The organism is Microbaculum marinum, assembly GCF_037855135.1.
Taxonomy (GTDB): Bacteria; Pseudomonadota; Alphaproteobacteria; order Rhizobiales; family Tepidamorphaceae; genus Microbaculum; species Microbaculum marinum.
Genome location: NZ_JAZHOF010000004.1, coordinates 545463 through 564788, shown reverse-complemented (window position 1 = coordinate 564788; position 19326 = coordinate 545463). Strand labels below are relative to the sequence as shown.

Below are 19326 nucleotides of genomic sequence, written 5' to 3'. Positions count from 1 at the left end.
ATGGCGGGGTTCCGCGATCGCCTGCGTTTCGACGCCGAGACTGGCGCGTATCTCGATCGCGACATCCGCTACATGCTGATCCGCCCGGATGCCTTGATGGGCCTGTTCGCGCGGCTATCGGATAGCGCGCGGACCGAGGCATTCGCGGCGATCGCGGATTCCATCACCGAGCGCGGACGCCATTCCGCGCAGAGCTACGTCGCTCCCGACGAAGCCGACCGACTTCTGCGCGTCATCTCCGACTCCGCCCCGCAACTCGGATGGGGCATCTGGAACTTCGAGCACCAGGATGACGACGTCATCCTGCTGGAGGTGCGCAACAGCCCCTTCGCACATGCCGCCGGCGAGTTGCCGCCGCCGGTATGCTACCCGATCGTCGGCATGCTGCGCGCCGTTGGGTCGATGGTTCTGGGCGATGACGTCGCAGTGGAGGAAACGCAGTGCGCCGCCGGCGGCGGAGAGGAACTCTGCCGGTTCGCGATCCGGCGCTCGGCAATGCAACCCGGCCAGCCGTAGGGAGCTTCAGACTTTCCGGTCAGCGCGGCCGCTGATGGCGGACAGCACGGACAGCTTCAATCCCCGGAGGCTCGTCAGCAGGGCCTCCTGTTCGTCCTCGCCGAGTCCGTCGAAGAACTCGGCGATCCAGTCCGCGTGCTCGGCAGCCATCACCGAAAAGACGCGGCGTCCCTCGTCGGTCAGGCGGACGCGAACGGCGCGCCGGTCCGCCTCGTTGGCATTGCGCTCGATCAGTCCTGAATGGACGAGACGCTCGACCAGCCCGGTGACATTGCCGTTGGAGACCATCATTCGCCGGGACAGCTCGCCGAGCAGCAATCCGTCCTCGGTACGCTCGAGTTGCGCCATCAGGTCGAAGCGCGGCAGCGTCGTATCGAAGCGCTCGCGCAGACGCTGGCGGATCTCGACTTCGATCAGGTTGGCGCAGGCGAGCATCCGCAGCCACAGGCGCAGCTCGGTCTTGTGATCCTCGGGCCGTTCCGCCACCTTGGATTCGGCGTCCACATGATCCGAGAATTGCAGGTCGGCGTGCACAGCCGTGCCGTTTTGTTTCATCTCGCCCTGTCTCACGCTGGTCCGGTCGTTCCGCGGTTTCAGCAGGCAGCCCCATGCCGCACGCCGAAGAACCGGAATCGAATCAGATCCGATATTTTAAGCTGCAACTATTTTACCATCCATCACATGGGATGGAGGGTGCGAGGGACAAGAATTCGCCGGAGATCGGCGCTTGCGCTATCTCGCCGCATCGAGCCATCCCTCGTCGACCTCCGGGAGCGGGATCGCCGCCTTCAGTTCGGCGGTATAGGGATGCTCGGGATGATCGAAGAGCGGGCCCGTCGGCCGGTTCTCCAGGACCTCGCCGCGACGCAGCACCACCACCCGGTCGCACAGGCGCCGGACCACCGACAGGTCGTGGCTGATGAACACGATGGTCAGCCCGAGCTCGTTCCTCAGCCGGTCGAGCAGCGCCAAGATCTGCGCCTGACTGGATACGTCGAGACCCGACACGATCTCATCGGCAAGCACGAAGCGCGGACGCGTCGCGATCGCCCGCGCAATCCCGACGCGCTGGCGCTGGCCGCCGGACAGTTCGTGGGGGTAGCGGCTGGCGAAGGCGGTCGGCAATCCGACCATCTCGAGCGCCGCCTCGGCCTGCCGGCGGGCGTCCTTCCGTCCTGCCGCCAGACGATGGAGCATCAGCGGCCTGCCGATGATCGTGCCGATCGTGAGGCGGGGGTTCAGCGCCGACAGGGGATCCTGGAAGATCACCTGGAGGTCGCGCCGGAGCGGTCGCAGCAGGCGTTCGTCGGTATGGGTGATGTCATTGCCGGAGAACCGGATCGTGCCGCGCACCGGCTCGATCAGGCGGACCAGCGTGCGGCCGAGCGTCGACTTGCCCGACCCGGATTCCCCGACCACACCGACCACGGTTCCTTCCTCGATCCGGAGATTGACGCCGTGCAGGATCCCGATCATCGGCGTCGGGCCGAACAGCTTCGTGTTGTTGGGATCCGGCAGTGCGACGTGCAGGTCCTCGACCTCGAACAGCGGTTCGCTCATGGCGTCGCCCTCCGCGCGGGCCTGAGCCCGCGGGCGGCCATCCAGGCGTCGTCCACCTCGGCGATTTCGCGCCTGGTGGCCTCGATGACGGCGGCGGGAACGGGAAGCAGGGACGCATCTGGCCGGTCGTAGCGCGGCGTCGCCTTGATGAGGGCTGCCGTATAGGGATGCGCCGGCTGGGCGAACAGGCTCCTGACGTCGGTGTCCTCGACCACCCTGCCGCCGAACAGCACCGTCACGTTCTGGCAGATCTTCGCGACGACGCCGAGGTCGTGGGTGACGAACAGCAGCGCGGTGCCGTGGCGCTGCTGCATCTCGGCGATCAACCGGAGGATCTGCTTCTGCACCGTCACGTCCAGCGCCGTCGTCGGCTCGTCGGCGACGATCAGCTTCGGCTCGGCGGCAAATGCGGCCGCGATCAGGACGCGCTGGCGCATGCCGCCGGAGAGCTGGTGGGGATAGCTCGCCAGCACCCGTTCCGGATCGTTGATATGGACCTCCTCGAGAAGGGTCAGCGCCCGTTGTCGCGCCTGCTTGCGCGATTGTCCCAGGACGGCCGTCAGACGATCGGTGATCTGGCCGTCGATGCGCCGCACCGGGTTCAACGCTGTCAGAGGATCCTGCGGGATCAGCGCGGAGGTCCGCGCGATCAGCTTGCGGCGGCGCCCTTCGGGCAAGGCGAGGACGTCCGTGCCGCCGAGCCTCACCTGGCCTTCCACGACGCTGACGGCGCGCGGCAGGATGCCGAATATGGTCTTGCCGATCATGCTCTTGCCGGCGCCGCTCTCGCCGACGAGGCCGCGAACCTCGCCGGGCCTCACATGCAGTGACACCGAGCGCAGCAGCCGATGTTCGCGGTCGGCGCGCAGGGAGATCGACAGGCCGTCGATGTCGAGGTAGGCGCCGCCCGCGTCGCCGCTCATTGCAGCACCGGGTCGAAGCGGTCCTTGAGGCCTTCGCCGAATTGCCCGAAGGCGAGCACCGTCAGGAACAGGGTGATGAGCGGGAAGACCAGGACCCACCAGGCGAAGTGGATGATGGTGCGGCCTTCGGCGATCATGCCGCCCCAGGTCGGGTCGTCGGTGGAGATCGACAGGTTCACAAACGACAGGATCGCCTCGACGATCACCGCGATGCCCATCTCCAGCGACAGGAGGGCGACGATCGTCGGCAGCGTGTTGGGAAACACCTCCCTGATCAGGATGGTGAACTGCGAGAACCCGGCGACGCGGGCGCTGTCGACATAGTCCATGCGCCGCTGCACGAGCGTCTCCGCGCGCACCACCCGGCAGAAGCGGATCCAGTCGATCACCGTGATGGCGAGGATCACCGAGTGCAGGCCCGTGCCGATCACCGCGACCAGCAGGATCGAGAACAGGACCGGCGGGAAGGCCATCCAGATGTCGACGATGCGCGACACGATCTGGTCGAGCCAGCCGCGGTAGTAGCCGGCGATCAGGCCGAGCGTCGACCCGATGATGCAGGCGGCGGTGGCGGCGACGAAGGCGACGGTCAGCGCGATGCGGGCGCCGTAGATGATGCGCGAGAGGACGTCGCGGCCGAGCCCGTCGGTGCCCAGCCAGTAGCCGGGCTCCGAGCCGGCGACCCAGAACGGCGGCAGGCGCTCCATCAGCAGGTCCTGCGCGAGCGGATCGTGCGGCGCGACATATGGCGCAAGCAGTGCGGCAAGCAGGACGATCAGCAGCCAGCAGCCCGACAGGATCAGGCGCCACGACAGCGGCCGGCGGCGCCTGCGGTGGGCCATGGGGGCGGCGGCCTCAGCCATGGCGGAGCCGCGGGTTGAGGACGGTATAGAGCAGGTCGACGATCAGGTTGATCGCCACGAACAGGACGGCGAACAGCAGCACGATGCCCTGGATCAGCGGCAGGTCGCGGTTGATCACCGCGTCGATGGCGAGGTTGCCGAGGCCCTCGTAGGAGAACAGCCGCTCGATGATCACGGTGCCGCCGATCAGGAAGGTCAGCTGGACGCCGGTCAGTGTCATGGTCGGCAGGATCGCGTTGCGCATCGCGTCGCGGGCGATCACCTGGCTCTCGGGAAAGCCCTTGGTGCGCGCGAGCATCACGTAGTCCTGGTCCATCGTCTCCTTCAGCGAGGACTTCAGCAGCTGGGCGATGACGGCGGCAAGCGGCAGCGCGAGCGCCAGCGCCGGCATGATCATGTGGTTGAGCAGGTCGAGGGTGATGTCGAAGCGCAGCCGCACGATGCTCTCGAGCAGGTAGAACTGGGTGACGAAGGGCAGGTCCAGGGTCGGCGAGACGCGCCCGGAGATCGCGAAGATCGGCCAGGCGACGCCGAAGGTCAGGATCAGGGCCAGGCCCCACAGGAAATCCGGCACCGACAGCGCGACGCCGTTGGCCACGTCCACGCCGGCTTCGGCCGGCGTCTCCCGCCAGCGCGTCGCGACGAAGGCCAGGGTGACGCCCAGGACGGTGGCGATCAGCATCGCCAGCAGGCTCAGCTCCAGCGTCGCCGGCAGGCGGCCGATGACGATGCCGAGCACGTCCTGCCGGATCGAGATCGACGTGCCGAAGTCACCCTGCAGGACGTTGCCGAGCCAGATGAGGAACTGCTGGGGGATCGACTTGTCGAGACCGTAGAGCGCCCTGAGCCGCTCGATGTCCGCGTCGCTGGCGCCGGGCGGCAGCATCATGGCGATCGGGTCGCCCGGCGCGATCCGGATGACCACGAAAACGATGACGGCAACCCCGAACAGTGTGATCGCCGTCGTGAGAGTTCGCGTGAGGATCCCGCGGAGCGCATTCATGGGGCGTGTCTGTACTTACCAGCGTATGTGGACGATCGCAGACCACGCAAGCCGATGCGGTTTCCCGGCGCAATCGCCACACCTCCCTCCCCCCTTGTGGGGGAGGGTCGGGGTGGGAGGAATGCCCGGACGGCCCTCGATGGGCCGGACGGGTATCCGGAACGCGGGGCCTGGCACGACGCGCCTGGCCGTCGAGGCCGGTCTCGCCGTTACCCCCACCCCCGACCCCTCCCCACAGGGGGGAGGGGGGAGTGTCCGGTGATCTGACGGCCGGCCAGTCAGCCGGCCGGCTTCATCAGGTAGGGCAGCACCGCGCCGGAGACGCTGGGAGTGACCTCGACGGTGTCGGCGAAGACGATCGGCTGCACGTATTGCAGCAGCGGGATGGCGAGGCCTTCCTCGGCGATTTTCTTGTCGACCGCCCTGTAGCCGGCGATGCGCGTCTCCTCGTCCGGTTCGCCCCAGAGCGGGCCGATCATGTCCATCATCTCCTGGCCGTCCCAGACGGAATGCGGCGAGGGCCCGAACATGGCGAAGCCGGTGGAGGTCGCCGGATCGCCGATCGAGTTTCCCCAGTTGTAGAATGCGGCGGGCGCGAGGGTGTCGGCGGCGCGCAGTTCGTAGTGCTTGGCGATCTCGTAGACCTCGATCTCCGCCTCGATGCCGACCTTGCGCCACATGCCGACGATCGCCTGGATCATCTCGTAGTCCTTCGGCTTGAAGCCGCGCGTGGTCTGGATCTTGAACTTGACGGGATTGTCGGTCGAATAGCCGCTCGCCTTCAGCAGCTCGACGGCCTTCTCCGGATCGTATGGCACGACCGTGGAGGGGTCGAAGGCCGCGTATTCCGGCGTCTGCAGCGTATCGATCTTGACGCCGTAGCCCTTCAGCAGGCGGTCGATCAGCAGCTGCTTGTCGATGGAATAGGCGGCGGCCAGACGGACGTTCTTGTCGGTCATCGGCTCGACGTCGTTGATGAAGATCATCGCGATGTCGGAGATCGGGGTGGTGACGCCCTTCAGGCCCGGCTTCTCGCGCAGGCGGTCGTATTCCTCGTAGGGAATGTCGAAGACGACCTGGCTCTTGCCGGATTCGATCTCGGCGACGCGGCTGGAGGAGTCCGGCACGAACTTGATGATCACCGACTTGAAGGCGGGCGCGCCGCCCCAGTAGCCCTCATGGGCGGAGAGCTTCAGGAACGCGTTGCGCTCGAAGCTGTCGACCTTGTAGGGGCCGGATCCGATCGGGGCCTTCTCGAACCCTTCCGCGCCGACCTTCTCGTAGTAGGCCTTCGGCAGGACGTAGCCGGTCAGGAACGCCATCCACTTGAACAGCGTCGGCTCGAACTCCTTGACGTCGGCGGTGATGACGTTGCCGTCGATCTGGAAGTTGCCGATCTTGCTCCAGACGAACTGGATCGGGTTGCCCGTGTCGGGATTGCCGGCCCGCTCCAGCGACCAGACGACGTCCTCCGGCGTGACGGGGGATCCGTCGTGCCAGGTCGCGCCTTCGCGCACCGTCATCTTGATCTGCGACTTGTCGTCGGTCCAGCCCCACTCGGTCAGCAGGCCCGGCTGGAACTCGAGGTCCGGCTTCTGTCCGATATACTGGTCGAAGACCGATTGGTAGATGCCCTGGATCGTCGGGTTGACGGCCGAAGGGCCGACCGTCGGATCGAACGAGGGCAGGTTGACGTTGTAGGCGACGGTCAGTTCGTCGCCCTGCGCCGATACGCTGATCGGCCTCAGGCCGGCCGCGCCCGCGGTCAGGATCGCGGCGCCGGCAGCGCCGTGTTTCATCAGGTCACGTCTGGTGAGCATTGGATTCCTTCTCCCTTGTCGGTGCGGTCCCGCCGTCTGTCACCGGTGGCAGTCACTGGCGGCGCCCGTATGTGCCGGCATCCCCCCGGATGCCGCATGGCGGTCGGTCTGTTCCCGAATTTATTTCAAGTTTAGAGATATGCATATGCATAGGTCAAGCGAGTCCCGGCAGTCGGCAGCTCTGCGGAGGGTCAGGTGCCGGCGAGCGATTTTGCAAGCATATATCCCGACCCCGCCCCTGTCCCGCCGCCGGGCCAGGTGGAGGCGCCGATCAGGTAGAGACCGTTGACCGGCGTGGTGTACTTCGCCCAGCCCGGCACCGGCCTGAACAGGAAATTCTGTGACAGATGGTGGCTGCCGGCCAGGCTGTCGCCGCCGACGAGGTTCGGATTGCGGCGCTCCAGATCGGCTGGCGTCTCCACGTAGCGCGCGAGGATCTTGTCTTTCGTGCCCGGCGCGTACCGCTCGATAATGTCGACGACGCGGTCGGCATAGGCTTGCCCGGCCCCTGCCCAGTCGGTGGCCGTGATCGAGCCAGCCGCGTCCCCGAGGATCGTCCCCGGCACCATGCGCACCTGAATCCACAGGGTGTGATTGCCGTCGGGAGCGCGGGAAGGATCGACAGTGGTCTGCTGGCCGACGACGAGCAGCGGCTCTGCCGGCAGCAGTCCGGCGACCGCCTCGGAATAGGCGCGGCTCATCATGTCGAGGCTTGGTGCGAGGTGGATGTAAAGGAACCTCTGCAACTCCTCCCCGGCGCTCCACTCCGGCAGGCCTGAGGTCGCGAGATGGATCATCATCGTCCCCGGCCCGTGGCGGAACTTCGCGGCCGCGCGGTCGTAGCGGCCGTCGCCGGTGCCGCCGTCGAGCAGCCGTCCCACCAGCGCGCCGGGCGTCACAGTCGCGATCACCGCCCGCCTGCCCCGGACTTCCTGCCCGTCGGCAAGTAGGACGGCCGTCGCGCGTCCTCCGTCCGTGCGGATCTTCACGACCTCCGCACCTGTGCGCACCACACCGCCGCGCGCCTCGATCTCCGCGACCATGGCCTTGACGATCGTGTCGGCGCCGCCCTGGCCGACCACCATGCCGAAGCTCTGGTCGGCCATGCTTTCCAGGTAGGGAAACAGTGCCCCGCCGGCGACGTCGGGACCGAAGTCCAGGTGCATGCCCCAGGCGCCCAGCGCGGCCCGGATTTCCGGCGATTCGAAATTGCCTTCGAGGAATTCGCGCGGCGAGGAGGCGAGCATCCTCGCCGTGTCGAGCATCCAGGCGACGCCCTTGCCGCGCCAGGCCTTCCAGCCGACCTTCGCCAAGGCGCGCGCGCTCATCGGCGAGCCGAGGAGGGCGAAGAGATGCGGAGCGTCGGCGCCGAACTCCGCCAGCATCGACTGCCAGCGCGCTGCGTCCGCGTCGGACAGCCTGGCGGCGCGCGCAACGGTCTGTTCCAGATCCTTCGAAACGCCGAACCACGTGCCCGACGGCGTCGGCGTCGCAAAGCAGTGCTCGGCGGGTACGAAGGCAAGACCCCGCCTGGCAAGCGTCTCGCCGTAGTCGGCATGGAAGGCCGACCCGGCGAACATTCCCAGATTGGTCGCGTAGAGGTCGTGGCGAAACCCGGGAAGCGTGACTTCCTCGGTTCTGACGGCGCCGCCCGCCGTTTCGTTGCGTTCGAATACGCCGACGGACCAGCCGCGGTTCGCCAGATGAACGGCGGCGGCAAGCGCGTTATGGCCCGCGCCGACGAATACGGCGTCGAACTCCATGCGCTGCTCCAGTCCCCTCGATGCCGCGGTTCGTGCCGCGGGCGTTGCCTCAAGACGTCTCAGCGGCGAAGTCTATTTCAAACCTAGACATTTGCAAATGCATAATTCCGGACTAATCTGATGACGAACCAGTTGCACGGGCCGGGGTCGGCCGGGGTCCGAGGGAGGCCGCCGGAAGCCCCAACGGGAGGATCGAAGACATGACATCAACCGAGACGCTGACCAAACTCGGCGCCGCTCTGATCTCCGGGGACGTCGAAGTCGTGGACCTGGCAGTGCCGCTTGGCCCGGACACGCCGTTGATCCAGTTGCCGGACATTTTCCAGCAGACGCCTCAGGTCAAGGTTCACGAAATCTCGAACTATGACGACAACGGCCCGTACTGGGCCTGGAGCTGGTATGAGCTCGGAGAGCATTCGGGAACGCATTTCGACGCGCCGATCCACTGGATCACGGGCAAGGACTATCCGGACGGAAAGACCGACACGATCCCGGTCAAGAAGTTCGTCGCTCCCGTGAACGTCATCGATTGCTCGAAACAGACCGCCGAGAACGTCGACTTCCTGCTGACCGCGGACATGGTCAAGGAATGGGAAGCAGAGCATGGCGAGATCGAGGAGGGCAGCTGGGTCCTGATGCGGACCGACTGGTGGCCGCGCAATCGCAGCCGCGCCGAGTTCCTCAATGCCGACGAGAACGGCCCGCACTCGCCGGGGCCGAGCGTCGACTGTGTGGAGTACCTGATCTCCAAGGGGATCGTCGGCTGGGGCACGGAATGCGTCGGCACCGACGCCGGCGCGGCAGGCGGTTTCGAGCCGCCGTATCCGGCGCACAACCTGCTGCACAAGAACAACCGGTACGGCCTCGCCAGCCTCGCCCATCTTGACAAGCTGCCGCCGAAGGGTGCCGTCCTGATCGCCGCACCGCTGAAGTTCGTCGGCGGCACGGGCAGCCCGATCCGGGCCCTGGCGCTCGTTCCCAAGGGCTGAACGGTCCGGGGACCATCAGGCGGAGACACAGCGATGGCCGCATCGGCGGACTACGTGATCGTCGGGGCCGGCATCAACGGCCTCACCTGTGCCGCGCTTCTGGGCAAGCGCGGCAAGAAGGTGATCGTCCTCGACCGTGAGGACGTCGCCGGCGGTTGCATGCGCACCGACGAGATCACCGCGCCGGGCTACAGGCACGATGTGATGGCGGCGACCTTCGTGCTGTTCATAACGTCGCCTGCCTTCGCCGAGATCGGCGACGATCTGGGTCGGCACGGGCTCGAGTTCGCCCATACGCCGCATCCGACCGCGGTGCTGCTGCCCGACGGCCGCAGCGTCGTTCTGACGATGGATCGCGACGCCAACGTGGCACGGTTCAACGAGCTGTCTGCCGGCGATGGCGACCGCTACCGCGCCGACATGGAGACGGTCGAGGGAGACGCCGATCTCGTCTTCGGCCTGGTCGGCGGCGCGCTGTGGACCTGGGGGACGGCGAAGCTGCTGTTCCGCGAGGCGCGGCGCCGCGGTGTGCGGGGCCTTGCCGCCCGCCTCGGCGAAAGCCTGCGTCCGAGCCGCGGCTGGCTCGAGACGACGTACCGCTCCGAACTGATCCAGGCGCTGTTCGCGCCCTGGACGCTGCATGCGGGACTCGGTCCGGAGAGCGCGTTCTCGGGCGAGATCACCCGGGTGATCGCGTTCGCCACCGAGGCCGCCGGCACCCCCGTCGCGAAGGGCGGTGCGGCAAATGCCGTCAAGGCGTTCGAGGCGCTGATCGCCGAGCAGGGCGGTGAGGTTCGCACCGGCGCCGACGTCGAGCAGGTCATCGTGTCGAACGGCCGCGCGACCGGCGTGCGGCTTGCCGGCGGCGAGATCGTCGAGGCGGGGCAGGGGGTCATCTGCTCCGTCACGCCGAACCAGCTCTACGGCCGGCTGCTGCCGTCGGAAGCCGTCGACGCGCCGACCCGCGAGGCGGTCGACGGGTATCGCTACGGCAAGGGCGACATGCAGATCCACTACGCCCTGAAGACGCCGCCGAAATGGAAGACCGCGGGACTGGAGCAGGTGGCCCTGACGCACCTGACCCCCGGCCTCGACGGCGTCTCCAAGGCGGTCAACGAGTGCGAGCGCGGCATGCTGCCCGAGGTGCCGACGATCTGCGTCGGCCAGCCCCATGCGCTCGATCCCTCGCGCTGCCCGGACGGTGCCGCCATCCTCTGGCTGCAGTTGCCCGAGGCGCCGCGCCACGTGAAGGGCGATGCCGCCGGCAAGCTGGACGTTCCCGCCGACGGCCGCTGGACGGAAGAACTTCGGGAAGCCTATGCCGACCGGGTCGAGGCGATCCTGAAAAAGCACATCACCGGCTTTGCCGACAACGTCGTCGCGCGGCGCGCCTACTCGCCGGCCGACCTGGAGGCGATGAACATCAACCTGGTCGGCGGCGATCCCTACGGCGGCTCCTGCGCCATCGACCAGGCGTTCATCTGGCGGCCGCTGCCGACGACGGTCGATCACAAGACCCGTGTCGCCGGCCTCTATCACATCGGCGCGTCGACCCATCCCGGCGCCGGCCTCGGCGGCGGATCGGGCTTCGCGCTGAGCAAGGCGCTGAAATGAACAAGCCGGTGGCGATCGAACGCACCGATATGGCGGTTGACGCAGCCGCCGGCGACCGTGCCGAACGGGTGCCGTCGCTCGGCGAGATCGGCCTCGATCATTTCGCGCCCTATCTCATCAATCGGATCTCGGCGCGCTGGAACACCGACCTGCTGGAGCGGCTGAAGGAGCAGGGCCTGACGACGATCCAGATGCGGATCCTGTCGGTTCTTTCGGTGATGGCAGGCATCACCGTGAACGAACTCGCCGTGTTCACCATCGCCGAGCAGTCGACCATGAGCCGGACGCTCGACGGCATGGAGCGCGACGGGCTGGTGCGCCGCAAGAACCGCAAGGGCGACCTGCGGGTGCGCGAGCTCTATCTCACCGAGAAGGGCCGCGAGGCCTTCCGCCAGGTCTGGCCGGTCATGCACGGCTCGCTGGAGCACATGTTCGACGGGTTTTCCGACGAGGACTACGAGACCCTCATCGTCCTGCTGACGCGGGTCCTGCGCAACATCCGCCGCCACGACTTCTGACGGCAGGAGCCGGGGGGACCGGCTGCCGGGCGGCGCATCTGGAGGAGAAACGGAATGAAGACCTTGCTCGGAGTAGTGGCCGCCGCCGCAATGATGGTCTCTTCGGCGGGCGTCCAGGCGCCCGCATCGGCGGAGATCCCGGGGATGACCGGCATGGACCATGTCGGCATCACCGTGCCCGACATCGGCGAAGCCGAGACGTTCTTCGTCGATATCGTCGGATGCGAGAAGGCGATGTCCTTCGGGCCGTTCCGCGACGATACCGGCACCTTCATGCAGGACCTCGTCAACGTCCATCCACGCGCGGTGATCGAACAGATCTCGCTGGTGCGCTGCGGCCATGGCAGCAACATCGAGCTGTTCCAGTACACCGCGCCCGACCAGACCACCGAGATGCCGAAGAACAGCGACCACGGCGGCCATCACCTGGCCTTCTACGTCGAGGACATCGATGCCGCCGCGGAGTACTTCAAGGAGAACGGCATCCGCACGCTGATGGGCCCGTTCCCGGTCAACGAGGGGCCGGCAGCCGGACAGACGATCCTGTATTTCTTCGCCCCCTGGGGGCTGCAGCTCGAGGCGATCAGCTACCCCGACGGGATGGCCTACGAGAAGGACGGCGGACCGGTGCTCTGGTCGACCAGGGCGCCGGCGGAGTAGGGGCGAAAGGCGGCCCGATGCAGGGAGTGGCTGAAGCCGGCGGAGGTCGCGGGACGGCGGGCGCATCTGGTGCGTGTCGACGAGATGCCGTGTCTGCCGCCGGTGCCGTGCACGCACCCCCCTCTCCATCTCTCCCCCACAAGGGGGGAGAGGGGCGATCGGAGCGACCGCCCGTCGTGACCTTGGAGGCACGTCTCGCTGCACGGCAGGAGGTGGTCAGTATCTCCAAGACCGGCGCCTTGTTCCCCTCTCCCCCCTTGTGGGGGAGAGATGGAGAGGGGGGTAAGGCACGGTCCGCGCCAGCGGACGAAACGCGTCAGCGTTTCGAGTGCCTTCCGCGCGAGGGTTGGAGCCCGGTGCCGGCGGAGCCGGCAGCGGAAGCACCGCTTCCGCAGGGCGGAGACGCGCCCCGCTCCGGCGGAGCGCTGGGTGGCCGAGCGCCAGGAGAGCAGCTCGCGGCGTCGGACGCAACGCGCAGCGTTTCGGGCGACTTGAAGCCGAGGGTCGGGGGGCTCTGCGCGCGGGACCGGGTGGTCGCTGCGCGCGCGCTGCCGCCGCCGCTGTGGCGCGGCTGGAACACGAGGAGCCGGTAACATGGCCGAACGGTCATTCGCGAAGGAAGTCGAGCAGTTGCGCATCGGCGCGGGCGAGGAGTTCCGCGGCGAGGGTATCCTCGCCGTAACCAAGGCGCTGCTGGAATGCGGGGTCGGCTATGTCGGCGGCTACCAGGGCGCGCCGATCTCGCACCTGATGGACGTGCTTGCCGACGCCCAGGACATCCTCGGCGAGCTCGGCGTCCATTTCGAGGCGAGCGCCTCGGAGGCGACCGCGGCGGCCACGCTGGCCGCCTCGATGCACTATCCGATCCGCGGTGCGGTCACGTTCAAGTCGACGGTGGGCACCAACGTCGCCTCGGACGCGCTGGCCAATCTCGCCTCGGGCGGCGTCAACGGCGGCGCCCTGATCATCGTCGGCGAGGACTACGGCGAGGGCGCCTCGATCATGCAGGAGCGCAGCCACGCGTTCGCGATGAAGTCGCAGATCTGGCTGCTCGACCCGCGGCCGAACCTGGAGATGATCGTCAAGGCGGTGCGCGAGGGCTTCGAACTTTCGGAGGCCTCGAACACCCCGGTGATGCTTGAGATGCGGATTCGCGCCTGCCACGTCCACGGCCGCTTCAAGGCCCGCGACAACGTCAAGCCGAAGATGTCGCTCGCCGAGGCGCTGGAGACCCCGAAGCGAGACCTCAATCGCATCGTCCTGCCGCCGGCCTCGTTCCTGCACGAGCAGGAGAAGATCTCGAAGCGCTGGCCGGCCGCCGTCAGCTTCGTCAAGGAGCGCAAGCTCAACGAGTTCTTCGGCCCCGCCGACGGCAATGTCGGGATCGTCCTGCAGGGCGGCATGTACAACGGCGTCATGCGGGCGCTGCAGCGGCTCGGCCTCGCCGACATCCGCGGCAACACCGACGTGCCGCTCTATGTGCTGAACGTCACCTACCCGCTGATCGACGACGAATTCCTCGACTTCGCCCGCGACAAGGATGCGGTGCTGGTCGTCGAGGAAGCCCAGCCGAACCATATCGAGCAGGCCTTCGGCGCGATGCTGCACAAGGCGGGCATCGACACCCTCCTGCGCGGCAAGGATCCCTTCCCGATGGCCGGCGAATATACCGGCGCGGTGATGCTGAGCGCGATCCGCGACTTCCTGCGCGACCACGCCGGCGGCCTGCTCAGCGACAAGGACCGGGCGCCGAACGAGCCGGAGGCGCCGCTGGTGCCGGACCTGTCGAAGGTCGTGCCGCCGCGCCCGCCGGGCTTCTGCACCGGCTGCCCGGAACGGCCGATCTTCGCGGCGATGAAGCTCGTCCAGGAGGAACTCGGCGAGCACCACGTCGCCGCCGACATCGGCTGCCACCTGTTCTCGATCATGCCGCCGTTCAACATCGGCGCCAGCACCATGGGCTACGGCCTCGGTCCGGCATCGGCGTCGGCCTTCAACGTCGAGGCGAAGAAGCGGCCAATCTCGGTGATGGGCGACGGCGGCTTCTGGCACAACGGCCTGAGCAGCGGCATCACCAACGCCGTCTTCAACAAGCATGACGGCATGATCGTGATCGTCGACAACTACTATTCGGCGGCGACCGGCGGTCAGGACATCCCCTCCTCGCGCGCGAAGAACCGGTCGCGCTCGACCAGCCACCCGATCACCGATGCCGTGAAGGGCGTCGGCGCGAAGTGGGTCCGCCACGTCGACCGCACCTACGACGTCGGCAAGCTGCGCGAGATCTTCCGCGAGGCGCTCACCACCGACGAGAAGGGACCGAAGATCGTCGTCGCCTCCTCCGAATGCATGCTGAACCGCCAGCGCCGCGAGCGGCCGCTGCTCGCCAGTGCCATCAAGGAGGGCAAGCGCTCGGTCAAGCCGCGTTTCGGCGTCGACGAGGACGTCTGCACCGGCGATCACGCCTGCATGCGGCTGTCCGGCTGCCCGTCATTGTCGGTGAAGACGCTCGACGATCCGCTGCGCGACGATCCCGTGGCCGCGATCGACGAAACCTGCGTCGGCTGCGGCAATTGCGGCGAGGTTGCCGACGCCGCGGTGCTGTGCCCGTCCTTCTACCGCGCCGACGTGATCCACAACCCCAGCGGCTGGGACCGGTTCATGGCCCGGCTGCGGACGCGGGTCACCGGCTGGCTGCAGCGCCGCCGCGACGCGTCGCGGCTGACCTTCAGCGCGGGAGCCGCCTGACAAGATGGCGATGACGATGACGGAAACGGATCCCGGCGCGGCCGCGGGGCTGGCGACGGACCGCGACGAAGTCATCAAGCTGGCGATCCTGGCGGTCGGCGGCCAGGGCGGCGGCGTCATCACCGACTGGATCGTCGATGTCGCCGAGCGCAACGGCTGGTACGCCCAGGCGACGTCCGTGCCCGGCGTCGCCCAGCGGACCGGTGCGACGATCTACTACGTGGAGATGGTGCGCGAGGACGAGGCCGGCGGCACGCCTGTCCTTGCGCTGATGCCCTCGCCCGGCGACGTCGACATCGTGCTCGCCGCCGAGATGATGGAAGCGGGACGCGCGATCCAGCGCGGCTTCGTCACCCCCGACCGCACCACCCTGATCGCCTCCACGGACCGGACGCTTGCCGTGATCGAGAAGATCGTGCCCGGCAGCGGCATCGCCGAGTCCGACCCGGTTGCGGATGCCGCCCTGGCGGCATCGCGGCGGTTCCTGTCCGCCGACCTCGACCGTCTGGCCAAGCAGAACGGCAGCGTCATCTCCGCCAGCCTGTTCGGCGCGCTGGCGGGCGCCCGGGTCCTGCCGTTCGCACCGGATACCTTCGAGGAGACGATCAAGGCGGGCGGACGCGGCATCGAGGCGAGCCTCAGGGCTTTCCGGGCCGGTGCCGAGGCGATCGGCAATCCCGCAGCCGCTGCGTCGCTGACACGGTCGGATGTCCGCTCCGGCGACAAGGGAGTTGTCGGTCCGGAAAAGGAACGCCGTGCCTGGGGCGGCCTGCTCGAGCGGATCGAACGGGAGTTCCCCGCCGCTGCCCGTCCGATGCTGCGGGCGGGGCTCGAGAAGGTCGTCGATTTCCAGGACGTCGGCTATGGCGGCGAGTATCTCGACCGGCTGAAGGCGCAGTACGATCGCGACAGCGCTTCAGGCGGGGTGGAAAAGGGATTCCGCTTCACCGTGGAGTCGGCCAAGTACGTTGCCAACGCCATGGCCTATGACGACGTCGTCCGCGTCGCCGATCTGAAGACCCGAGCCTCCCGCTTCCGCCGCATCGAGACGCAGATGGGCGTCGGCGACCGCAACGTGATGCACGTCACCGAATTCATGCACCCGCGCATCGAGGAAGTCTGCGGCACCATGCCGGCCGGTCTTGGCAACTTCATCGTGACGCGCCCCGGCCTGCGCCGGACGCTCGACCGGCTGGTCAACAGGGGACGCCACGTTCGCACCGACACGATCCGCTGGTTCCTGGCGCTCTACTTCGTCGGCGGCCTGCGGCGGATACGCCGTCGCAGCCTCCGCCACCGGACCGAGACGGCACATCTTGAGGACTGGCTGTCGCTCGCCAACGCCACCATCCCCGAAGATTACGATCTCGCGGTGGAGGTCATTCGCTGCCGCCGCCTCATCAAGGGCTACAGCGACACCCATGCCCGCGGCGAATCGAAGTTCGACCGCGTCCTCTCCGCACTTCCCGTCCTCAAGGGGCGCGACGACGCGGCCGAATGGCTGCACCGCCTGATCGAGGCGGCGCTGAAGGACGAGAAGGGCGAGATGCTCGACGGCGCCCTGAAGACCATCAGGACGCTGTAGGAAGAGCCGGTATCCTCACATGCGAGCCCCGGGTACGGACGCGGCCCGGTGGCATCGAGCCACCGCGCCGCTCACCCCCACCCCGACCCTCCCCCATCAAGGGGGAGGGGGAGTTAATCGACGGGCCATCACGTCAACCGCACCTCATCTTGTGACGCACGCGATCCGGCCGGCTTCATCGGTGCGCCCACCGTCCTCGCGCTTGCCAGGCTCGGCTCCCGGCCCGTGGGGGTCGATCCCAACGCCCAGGCCGGGCACGGCTCGACGCCTGGCTCGTGCGCCATCATCCGGATGCACTATTCGACCCTCGACGGCGCGGCCTTCGTCTACGAAGGATGCTCTTGCTGGCGTGACTGGGCGGACCATCTCGAGGCGGCCGATCCGAACGGCCTCGCAACGTTCCGTTCGGATCCCGGCCACTGCGCCGCGCACCCCCACCCCGACCCTTCGCCATCAAGGGGGAAGGGGGATATTGGTGCACTGGCGGGAATCGAAATGCCGGAATGTGTGCGTCACATGACGAAGCGCGTTGAAGTGACGGCCCGTCGATTAACTCTCCCTCCCCCTTGATGGGGGAGGGTCGGGGTGGGGGTGACGGTCAGGGCGGGCTCGATGCCCGCCCTGACCGGTCCCAGAGTCCCGGACGCGTCGCTCCGTCGTCGCCGGCGCCGCCCTACCAGAGCTTCAGCGACTGCTTCAGGATCGCCTCGAGATCGCCTCGCTCCGGCGGTTTGGGGGCGAGCACAAGCAGGCGCTGCTGCTTCAGGGCGCCATCGATGATGTCCGGAATGTCCGCTTCCGTGTAGCCGAGCTCCTCGATGCCGCTCGGCGCGCCGACCTGCTTCATCAGGTCGGTCAGGGCCCTCGGCAGGCTTTCCGGGCCGGGATTGTCGATCGGGCCGCCCGTCAGGAGTTCGGCCGCCTTGATGTGCTTCTCCGGCGCCGCGTCATAGGTGAAACGGAAGGCGGCGGGCGCGGTCACGATGACCGAAAACCCGTGCGGCACGAACGCATGGTTGGTGCGGTACCCCGCCGGCGTGTAGGCGTGCTTAAGGCCGGCGATCGGATAGGCGCAGGAGTGCGGGATGTGGCAGCCGGCCGTGCCGAAGCCGATGCCGGCCATCGTGGCGCCCAGCATCATCGTGCCGCGCGCTTCCAGGTCGTCGCCGTCGCGCACCGCGCGGGCCAGGAACTGGCCGCCGAACTCGAGGGCCTTCATCGACCAGATGTCGGCGATCGGGTTGGAGCCCTGATAGGGGGGCCGCTCGCCGGGGTTGGCGGGCCGGTCGCGCTTGTCGAAGGGCTTGGAGATATAGCTTTCGGCGGCGTGGCAAACGACGTCGAGGCCTGCCGAAGCCGTCACGGCGCCGGGCGTGGTGCGGGCGAGATCCGGGTCGACGATCGCCAGCAGAGGGCGCATGAAGCGGTGCGAGATCCCCGTCTTCACCTTCAGGTCCGGGATGTCGAGGATCGCCACCGTCGTCGCCTCGGAGCCCGAACCCGACGTCGTCGGGATGGCGATCAGCGGCAGCAGCGGCGAGGGCGGCTTGCGGCCGGCGCCGATCGGCGGGTTGACGTAGTCCATGATCTCGCCGCCGTGCACCTTTATCAGGTTCGAGACCTTGGCGGTGTCCATGGTCGAGCCGCCGCCGAGGCCGATGAAGCCGTCAAAGTCGCGCCCCTTGGCGAAGTCGGCGGCTTTCTGGAAGCTCCCGATGGTCGGTTCGACCGCGATGTCCTCGTAGATCTCGGCCGTGGCGCCCCCTGACTCGATCTGGGCCAGCACCCGGTCGGTGACGCCGTAGTCGCGCAGCACCGGATCGGCGACCAGCATGATCCGCTTCAGCCCGAGGCGCTGGATTTCCCATCCCAGTTCCTCGACGGCGCCTTCCCCGAATTTCAGCTGGGTTGCTTCCAGCGTGAACACGCTCTCGTGCTGCAGTCCTGCCGACATTTCCGAATGTTCCGTCAAAAACAATCCCGATACGGGATCTAGCATGGAACCTGCCGTGCCGCGAAACCTCGGGCAGGTATTTCACGCATCGGAATGCTGCAACAAAGGCGGCGCGCCGCCCTGTTCAACCGTTCCGGAAGCCCGGCGCGCGCAGGTCGGTGCCCCGTGCATCCGCCAGCAGCTTCACCACCCGCGTCGACCAGGCCCCGCCGCCATAGACCTCCCGCGCCCGGATGAAGGTCTGCGAAGTCATGCCGGCCAGATCGAGGGGGACACCGAACTGATGGCCGCCGAGATGGCCGCGGCCGATGAAACCGCAGCGCATGGCGTCGCTCCGCACTGTCGGCCCGGTTACCGGGCGGCGAGGACCTCGACCTCTACCAGAAACTCCGGACTCGCCAGTCCCGCCACGACGAGCAGTGTCGAGGTCGGCCGGAAGTCGCCGAGGAACTCCGCCCTCGTCCTGCCGTAGTCGCCGATGAAATCGGCTGACGTCAGGAACGAGGTCACCTTGACGATGTCGCGGATCTCCATGCCGCCCTCCTTCAGGATTTCGGTCAGGTTGGTCCAGGCGGTGCGCGTCTGCTCGACGATTCCCTCGGCGACGCTGCCGTCCGGCTTCGTTCCGACCTGCCCGGACACCGACAGCCAGGTCCTGCCGGGATCGATGATCATGCCGTGGACATAGGGACCGCCCGGCGCGGCCACGGTCTTGGGGCTGAGGATCTTCATGGGCGGCATTCCTTCCGATGCGGTCGTGATCGATGCTGAGGCTACAGCAGCGGCGTCCCGGCGCCACATGGAAAAACG

Annotated in this window: 16 protein-coding genes and 1 pseudogene; 7 read left to right on the top strand and 10 right to left on the bottom strand. The window is 67.6% G+C overall.

What is annotated here, in order from left to right:
• Positions 1–516, top strand: a complete 516-nt coding sequence (locus V3328_RS12645) for a V4R domain-containing protein (RefSeq protein WP_340330018.1) — start codon at positions 1–3, stop codon at positions 514–516.
• A gap of 6 nt (positions 517–522) precedes the next feature.
• Here V3328_RS12645 and V3328_RS12640 read toward each other — a convergent pair whose 3' ends face one another.
• The 7 genes from V3328_RS12640 to V3328_RS12610 all read right to left on the bottom strand — a co-directional run bounded on the left by V3328_RS12640 (position 523) and on the right by V3328_RS12610 (position 8448).
• The gene (locus tag V3328_RS12640; protein WP_340330017.1) at positions 523–1071 is read right to left on the bottom strand and encodes a MarR family winged helix-turn-helix transcriptional regulator; all 549 of its coding nucleotides are present in this window, start codon (positions 1069–1071) and stop codon (positions 523–525) included.
• Positions 1072–1248: 177 nt separating this feature from the next.
• Positions 1249–2076 (bottom strand): ABC transporter ATP-binding protein, encoded by an 828-nt coding sequence (locus V3328_RS12635; RefSeq protein ID WP_340330016.1) that lies wholly within the window; start codon positions 2074–2076, stop codon positions 1249–1251.
• Positions 2073–2999 (bottom strand): ABC transporter ATP-binding protein, encoded by a 927-nt coding sequence (locus V3328_RS12630; RefSeq protein ID WP_340330015.1) that lies wholly within the window; start codon positions 2997–2999, stop codon positions 2073–2075. The genes V3328_RS12635 and V3328_RS12630 overlap by 4 nt, the downstream gene beginning before the upstream one ends.
• Complete coding sequence (locus V3328_RS12625; RefSeq protein ID WP_340330014.1) at positions 2996–3862, bottom strand: ABC transporter permease; 867 nt, start codon at positions 3860–3862, stop codon at positions 2996–2998. The genes V3328_RS12630 and V3328_RS12625 overlap by 4 nt, the downstream gene beginning before the upstream one ends.
• Positions 3855–4865 (bottom strand): ABC transporter permease, encoded by a 1011-nt coding sequence (locus tag V3328_RS12620; protein WP_340330013.1) that lies wholly within the window; start codon positions 4863–4865, stop codon positions 3855–3857. Before V3328_RS12620 ends, V3328_RS12625 begins: the two co-directional genes overlap by 8 nt.
• A 278-nt stretch (positions 4866–5143) precedes the next feature.
• On the bottom strand, positions 5144–6685 hold the full coding sequence (locus tag V3328_RS12615; RefSeq protein WP_340330012.1) for an ABC transporter substrate-binding protein: 1542 nt from the start codon (positions 6683–6685) through the stop codon (positions 5144–5146).
• A gap of 191 nt (positions 6686–6876) precedes the next feature.
• The gene (locus V3328_RS12610; RefSeq protein WP_340330011.1) at positions 6877–8448 is read right to left on the bottom strand and encodes a phytoene desaturase family protein; all 1572 of its coding nucleotides are present in this window, start codon (positions 8446–8448) and stop codon (positions 6877–6879) included.
• A 200-nt stretch (positions 8449–8648) separates the two neighbouring features.
• On the opposite strand from V3328_RS12610, the gene V3328_RS12605 reads away from it, so the two are divergent.
• From V3328_RS12605 to V3328_RS12580, 6 genes are all read left to right on the top strand, one after another.
• Positions 8649–9437: a cyclase family protein gene (locus V3328_RS12605; protein ID WP_340330010.1), complete on the top strand. Its 789-nt coding sequence runs from the start codon at positions 8649–8651 to the stop codon at positions 9435–9437.
• 33 nt (positions 9438–9470) lie between these two features.
• Complete coding sequence (locus V3328_RS12600; RefSeq protein ID WP_340330009.1) at positions 9471–11051, top strand: phytoene desaturase family protein; 1581 nt, start codon at positions 9471–9473, stop codon at positions 11049–11051.
• A complete protein-coding gene (locus V3328_RS12595; protein ID WP_340330008.1) occupies positions 11048–11569 on the top strand; it encodes a MarR family winged helix-turn-helix transcriptional regulator in 522 nt (173 codons plus the stop codon). The genes V3328_RS12600 and V3328_RS12595 overlap by 4 nt, the downstream gene beginning before the upstream one ends.
• A 54-nt stretch (positions 11570–11623) precedes the next feature.
• Positions 11624–12229, top strand: a complete 606-nt coding sequence (locus tag V3328_RS12590) for a VOC family protein (RefSeq protein WP_340330007.1) — start codon at positions 11624–11626, stop codon at positions 12227–12229.
• A 594-nt stretch (positions 12230–12823) separates the two neighbouring features.
• The gene (locus tag V3328_RS12585) at positions 12824–14977 is read left to right on the top strand and encodes a thiamine pyrophosphate-dependent enzyme (RefSeq protein WP_340330006.1); all 2154 of its coding nucleotides are present in this window, start codon (positions 12824–12826) and stop codon (positions 14975–14977) included.
• 10 nt (positions 14978–14987) lie between these two features.
• Entirely contained in the window at positions 14988–16562 is a 1575-nt protein-coding gene (locus V3328_RS12580) for an indolepyruvate oxidoreductase subunit beta family protein (protein ID WP_340330005.1), read from the top strand.
• A 673-nt stretch (positions 16563–17235) separates the two neighbouring features.
• Here V3328_RS12580 and V3328_RS12575 read toward each other — a convergent pair.
• The 3 genes and pseudogenes from V3328_RS12575 to V3328_RS12565 form a co-directional block, all read right to left on the bottom strand.
• On the bottom strand, positions 17236–18516 hold the full coding sequence (locus V3328_RS12575) for a hydroxyacid-oxoacid transhydrogenase (RefSeq protein WP_340330004.1): 1281 nt from the start codon (positions 18514–18516) through the stop codon (positions 17236–17238).
• Between the two features lie 124 nt (positions 18517–18640).
• Positions 18641–18805, bottom strand: a pseudogene (locus tag V3328_RS12570) (NAD(P)-dependent oxidoreductase); the annotation flags it as partial.
• A 62-nt stretch (positions 18806–18867) separates the two neighbouring features.
• A complete protein-coding gene (locus V3328_RS12565) occupies positions 18868–19248 on the bottom strand; it encodes a RidA family protein (RefSeq protein ID WP_340330002.1) in 381 nt (126 codons plus the stop codon).
• Positions 19249–19326: the final 78 nt, after the last annotated feature.

Bases quoted from the DNA above. Each gene is read 5' to 3' on its own strand.
- V3328_RS12645 (WP_340330018.1), top strand. From the start codon at position 1: ATGGCGGGGTTCCGCGATCGCCTGCGTTTCGACGCCGAGACTGGCGCG.
- V3328_RS12640 (WP_340330017.1), bottom strand. From the start codon at position 1,071: ATGAAACAAAACGGCACGGCTGTGCACGCCGACCTGCAATTCTCGGAT.
- V3328_RS12635 (WP_340330016.1), bottom strand. From the start codon at position 2,076: ATGAGCGAACCGCTGTTCGAGGTCGAGGACCTGCACGTCGCACTGCCG.
- V3328_RS12630 (WP_340330015.1), bottom strand. From the start codon at position 2,999: ATGAGCGGCGACGCGGGCGGCGCCTACCTCGACATCGACGGCCTGTCG.
- V3328_RS12625 (WP_340330014.1), bottom strand. From the start codon at position 3,862: ATGGCTGAGGCCGCCGCCCCCATGGCCCACCGCAGGCGCCGCCGGCCG.
- V3328_RS12620 (WP_340330013.1), bottom strand. From the start codon at position 4,865: ATGAATGCGCTCCGCGGGATCCTCACGCGAACTCTCACGACGGCGATC.
- V3328_RS12615 (WP_340330012.1), bottom strand. From the start codon at position 6,685: ATGCTCACCAGACGTGACCTGATGAAACACGGCGCTGCCGGCGCCGCG.
- V3328_RS12610 (WP_340330011.1), bottom strand. From the start codon at position 8,448: ATGGAGTTCGACGCCGTATTCGTCGGCGCGGGCCATAACGCGCTTGCC.
- V3328_RS12605 (WP_340330010.1), top strand. From the start codon at position 8,649: ATGACATCAACCGAGACGCTGACCAAACTCGGCGCCGCTCTGATCTCC.
- V3328_RS12600 (WP_340330009.1), top strand. From the start codon at position 9,471: ATGGCCGCATCGGCGGACTACGTGATCGTCGGGGCCGGCATCAACGGC.
- V3328_RS12595 (WP_340330008.1), top strand. From the start codon at position 11,048: ATGAACAAGCCGGTGGCGATCGAACGCACCGATATGGCGGTTGACGCA.
- V3328_RS12590 (WP_340330007.1), top strand. From the start codon at position 11,624: ATGAAGACCTTGCTCGGAGTAGTGGCCGCCGCCGCAATGATGGTCTCT.
- V3328_RS12585 (WP_340330006.1), top strand. From the start codon at position 12,824: ATGGCCGAACGGTCATTCGCGAAGGAAGTCGAGCAGTTGCGCATCGGC.
- V3328_RS12580 (WP_340330005.1), top strand. From the start codon at position 14,988: ATGACGATGACGGAAACGGATCCCGGCGCGGCCGCGGGGCTGGCGACG.
- V3328_RS12575 (WP_340330004.1), bottom strand. From the start codon at position 18,516: ATGTCGGCAGGACTGCAGCACGAGAGCGTGTTCACGCTGGAAGCAACC.
- V3328_RS12565 (WP_340330002.1), bottom strand. From the start codon at position 19,248: ATGAAGATCCTCAGCCCCAAGACCGTGGCCGCGCCGGGCGGTCCCTAT.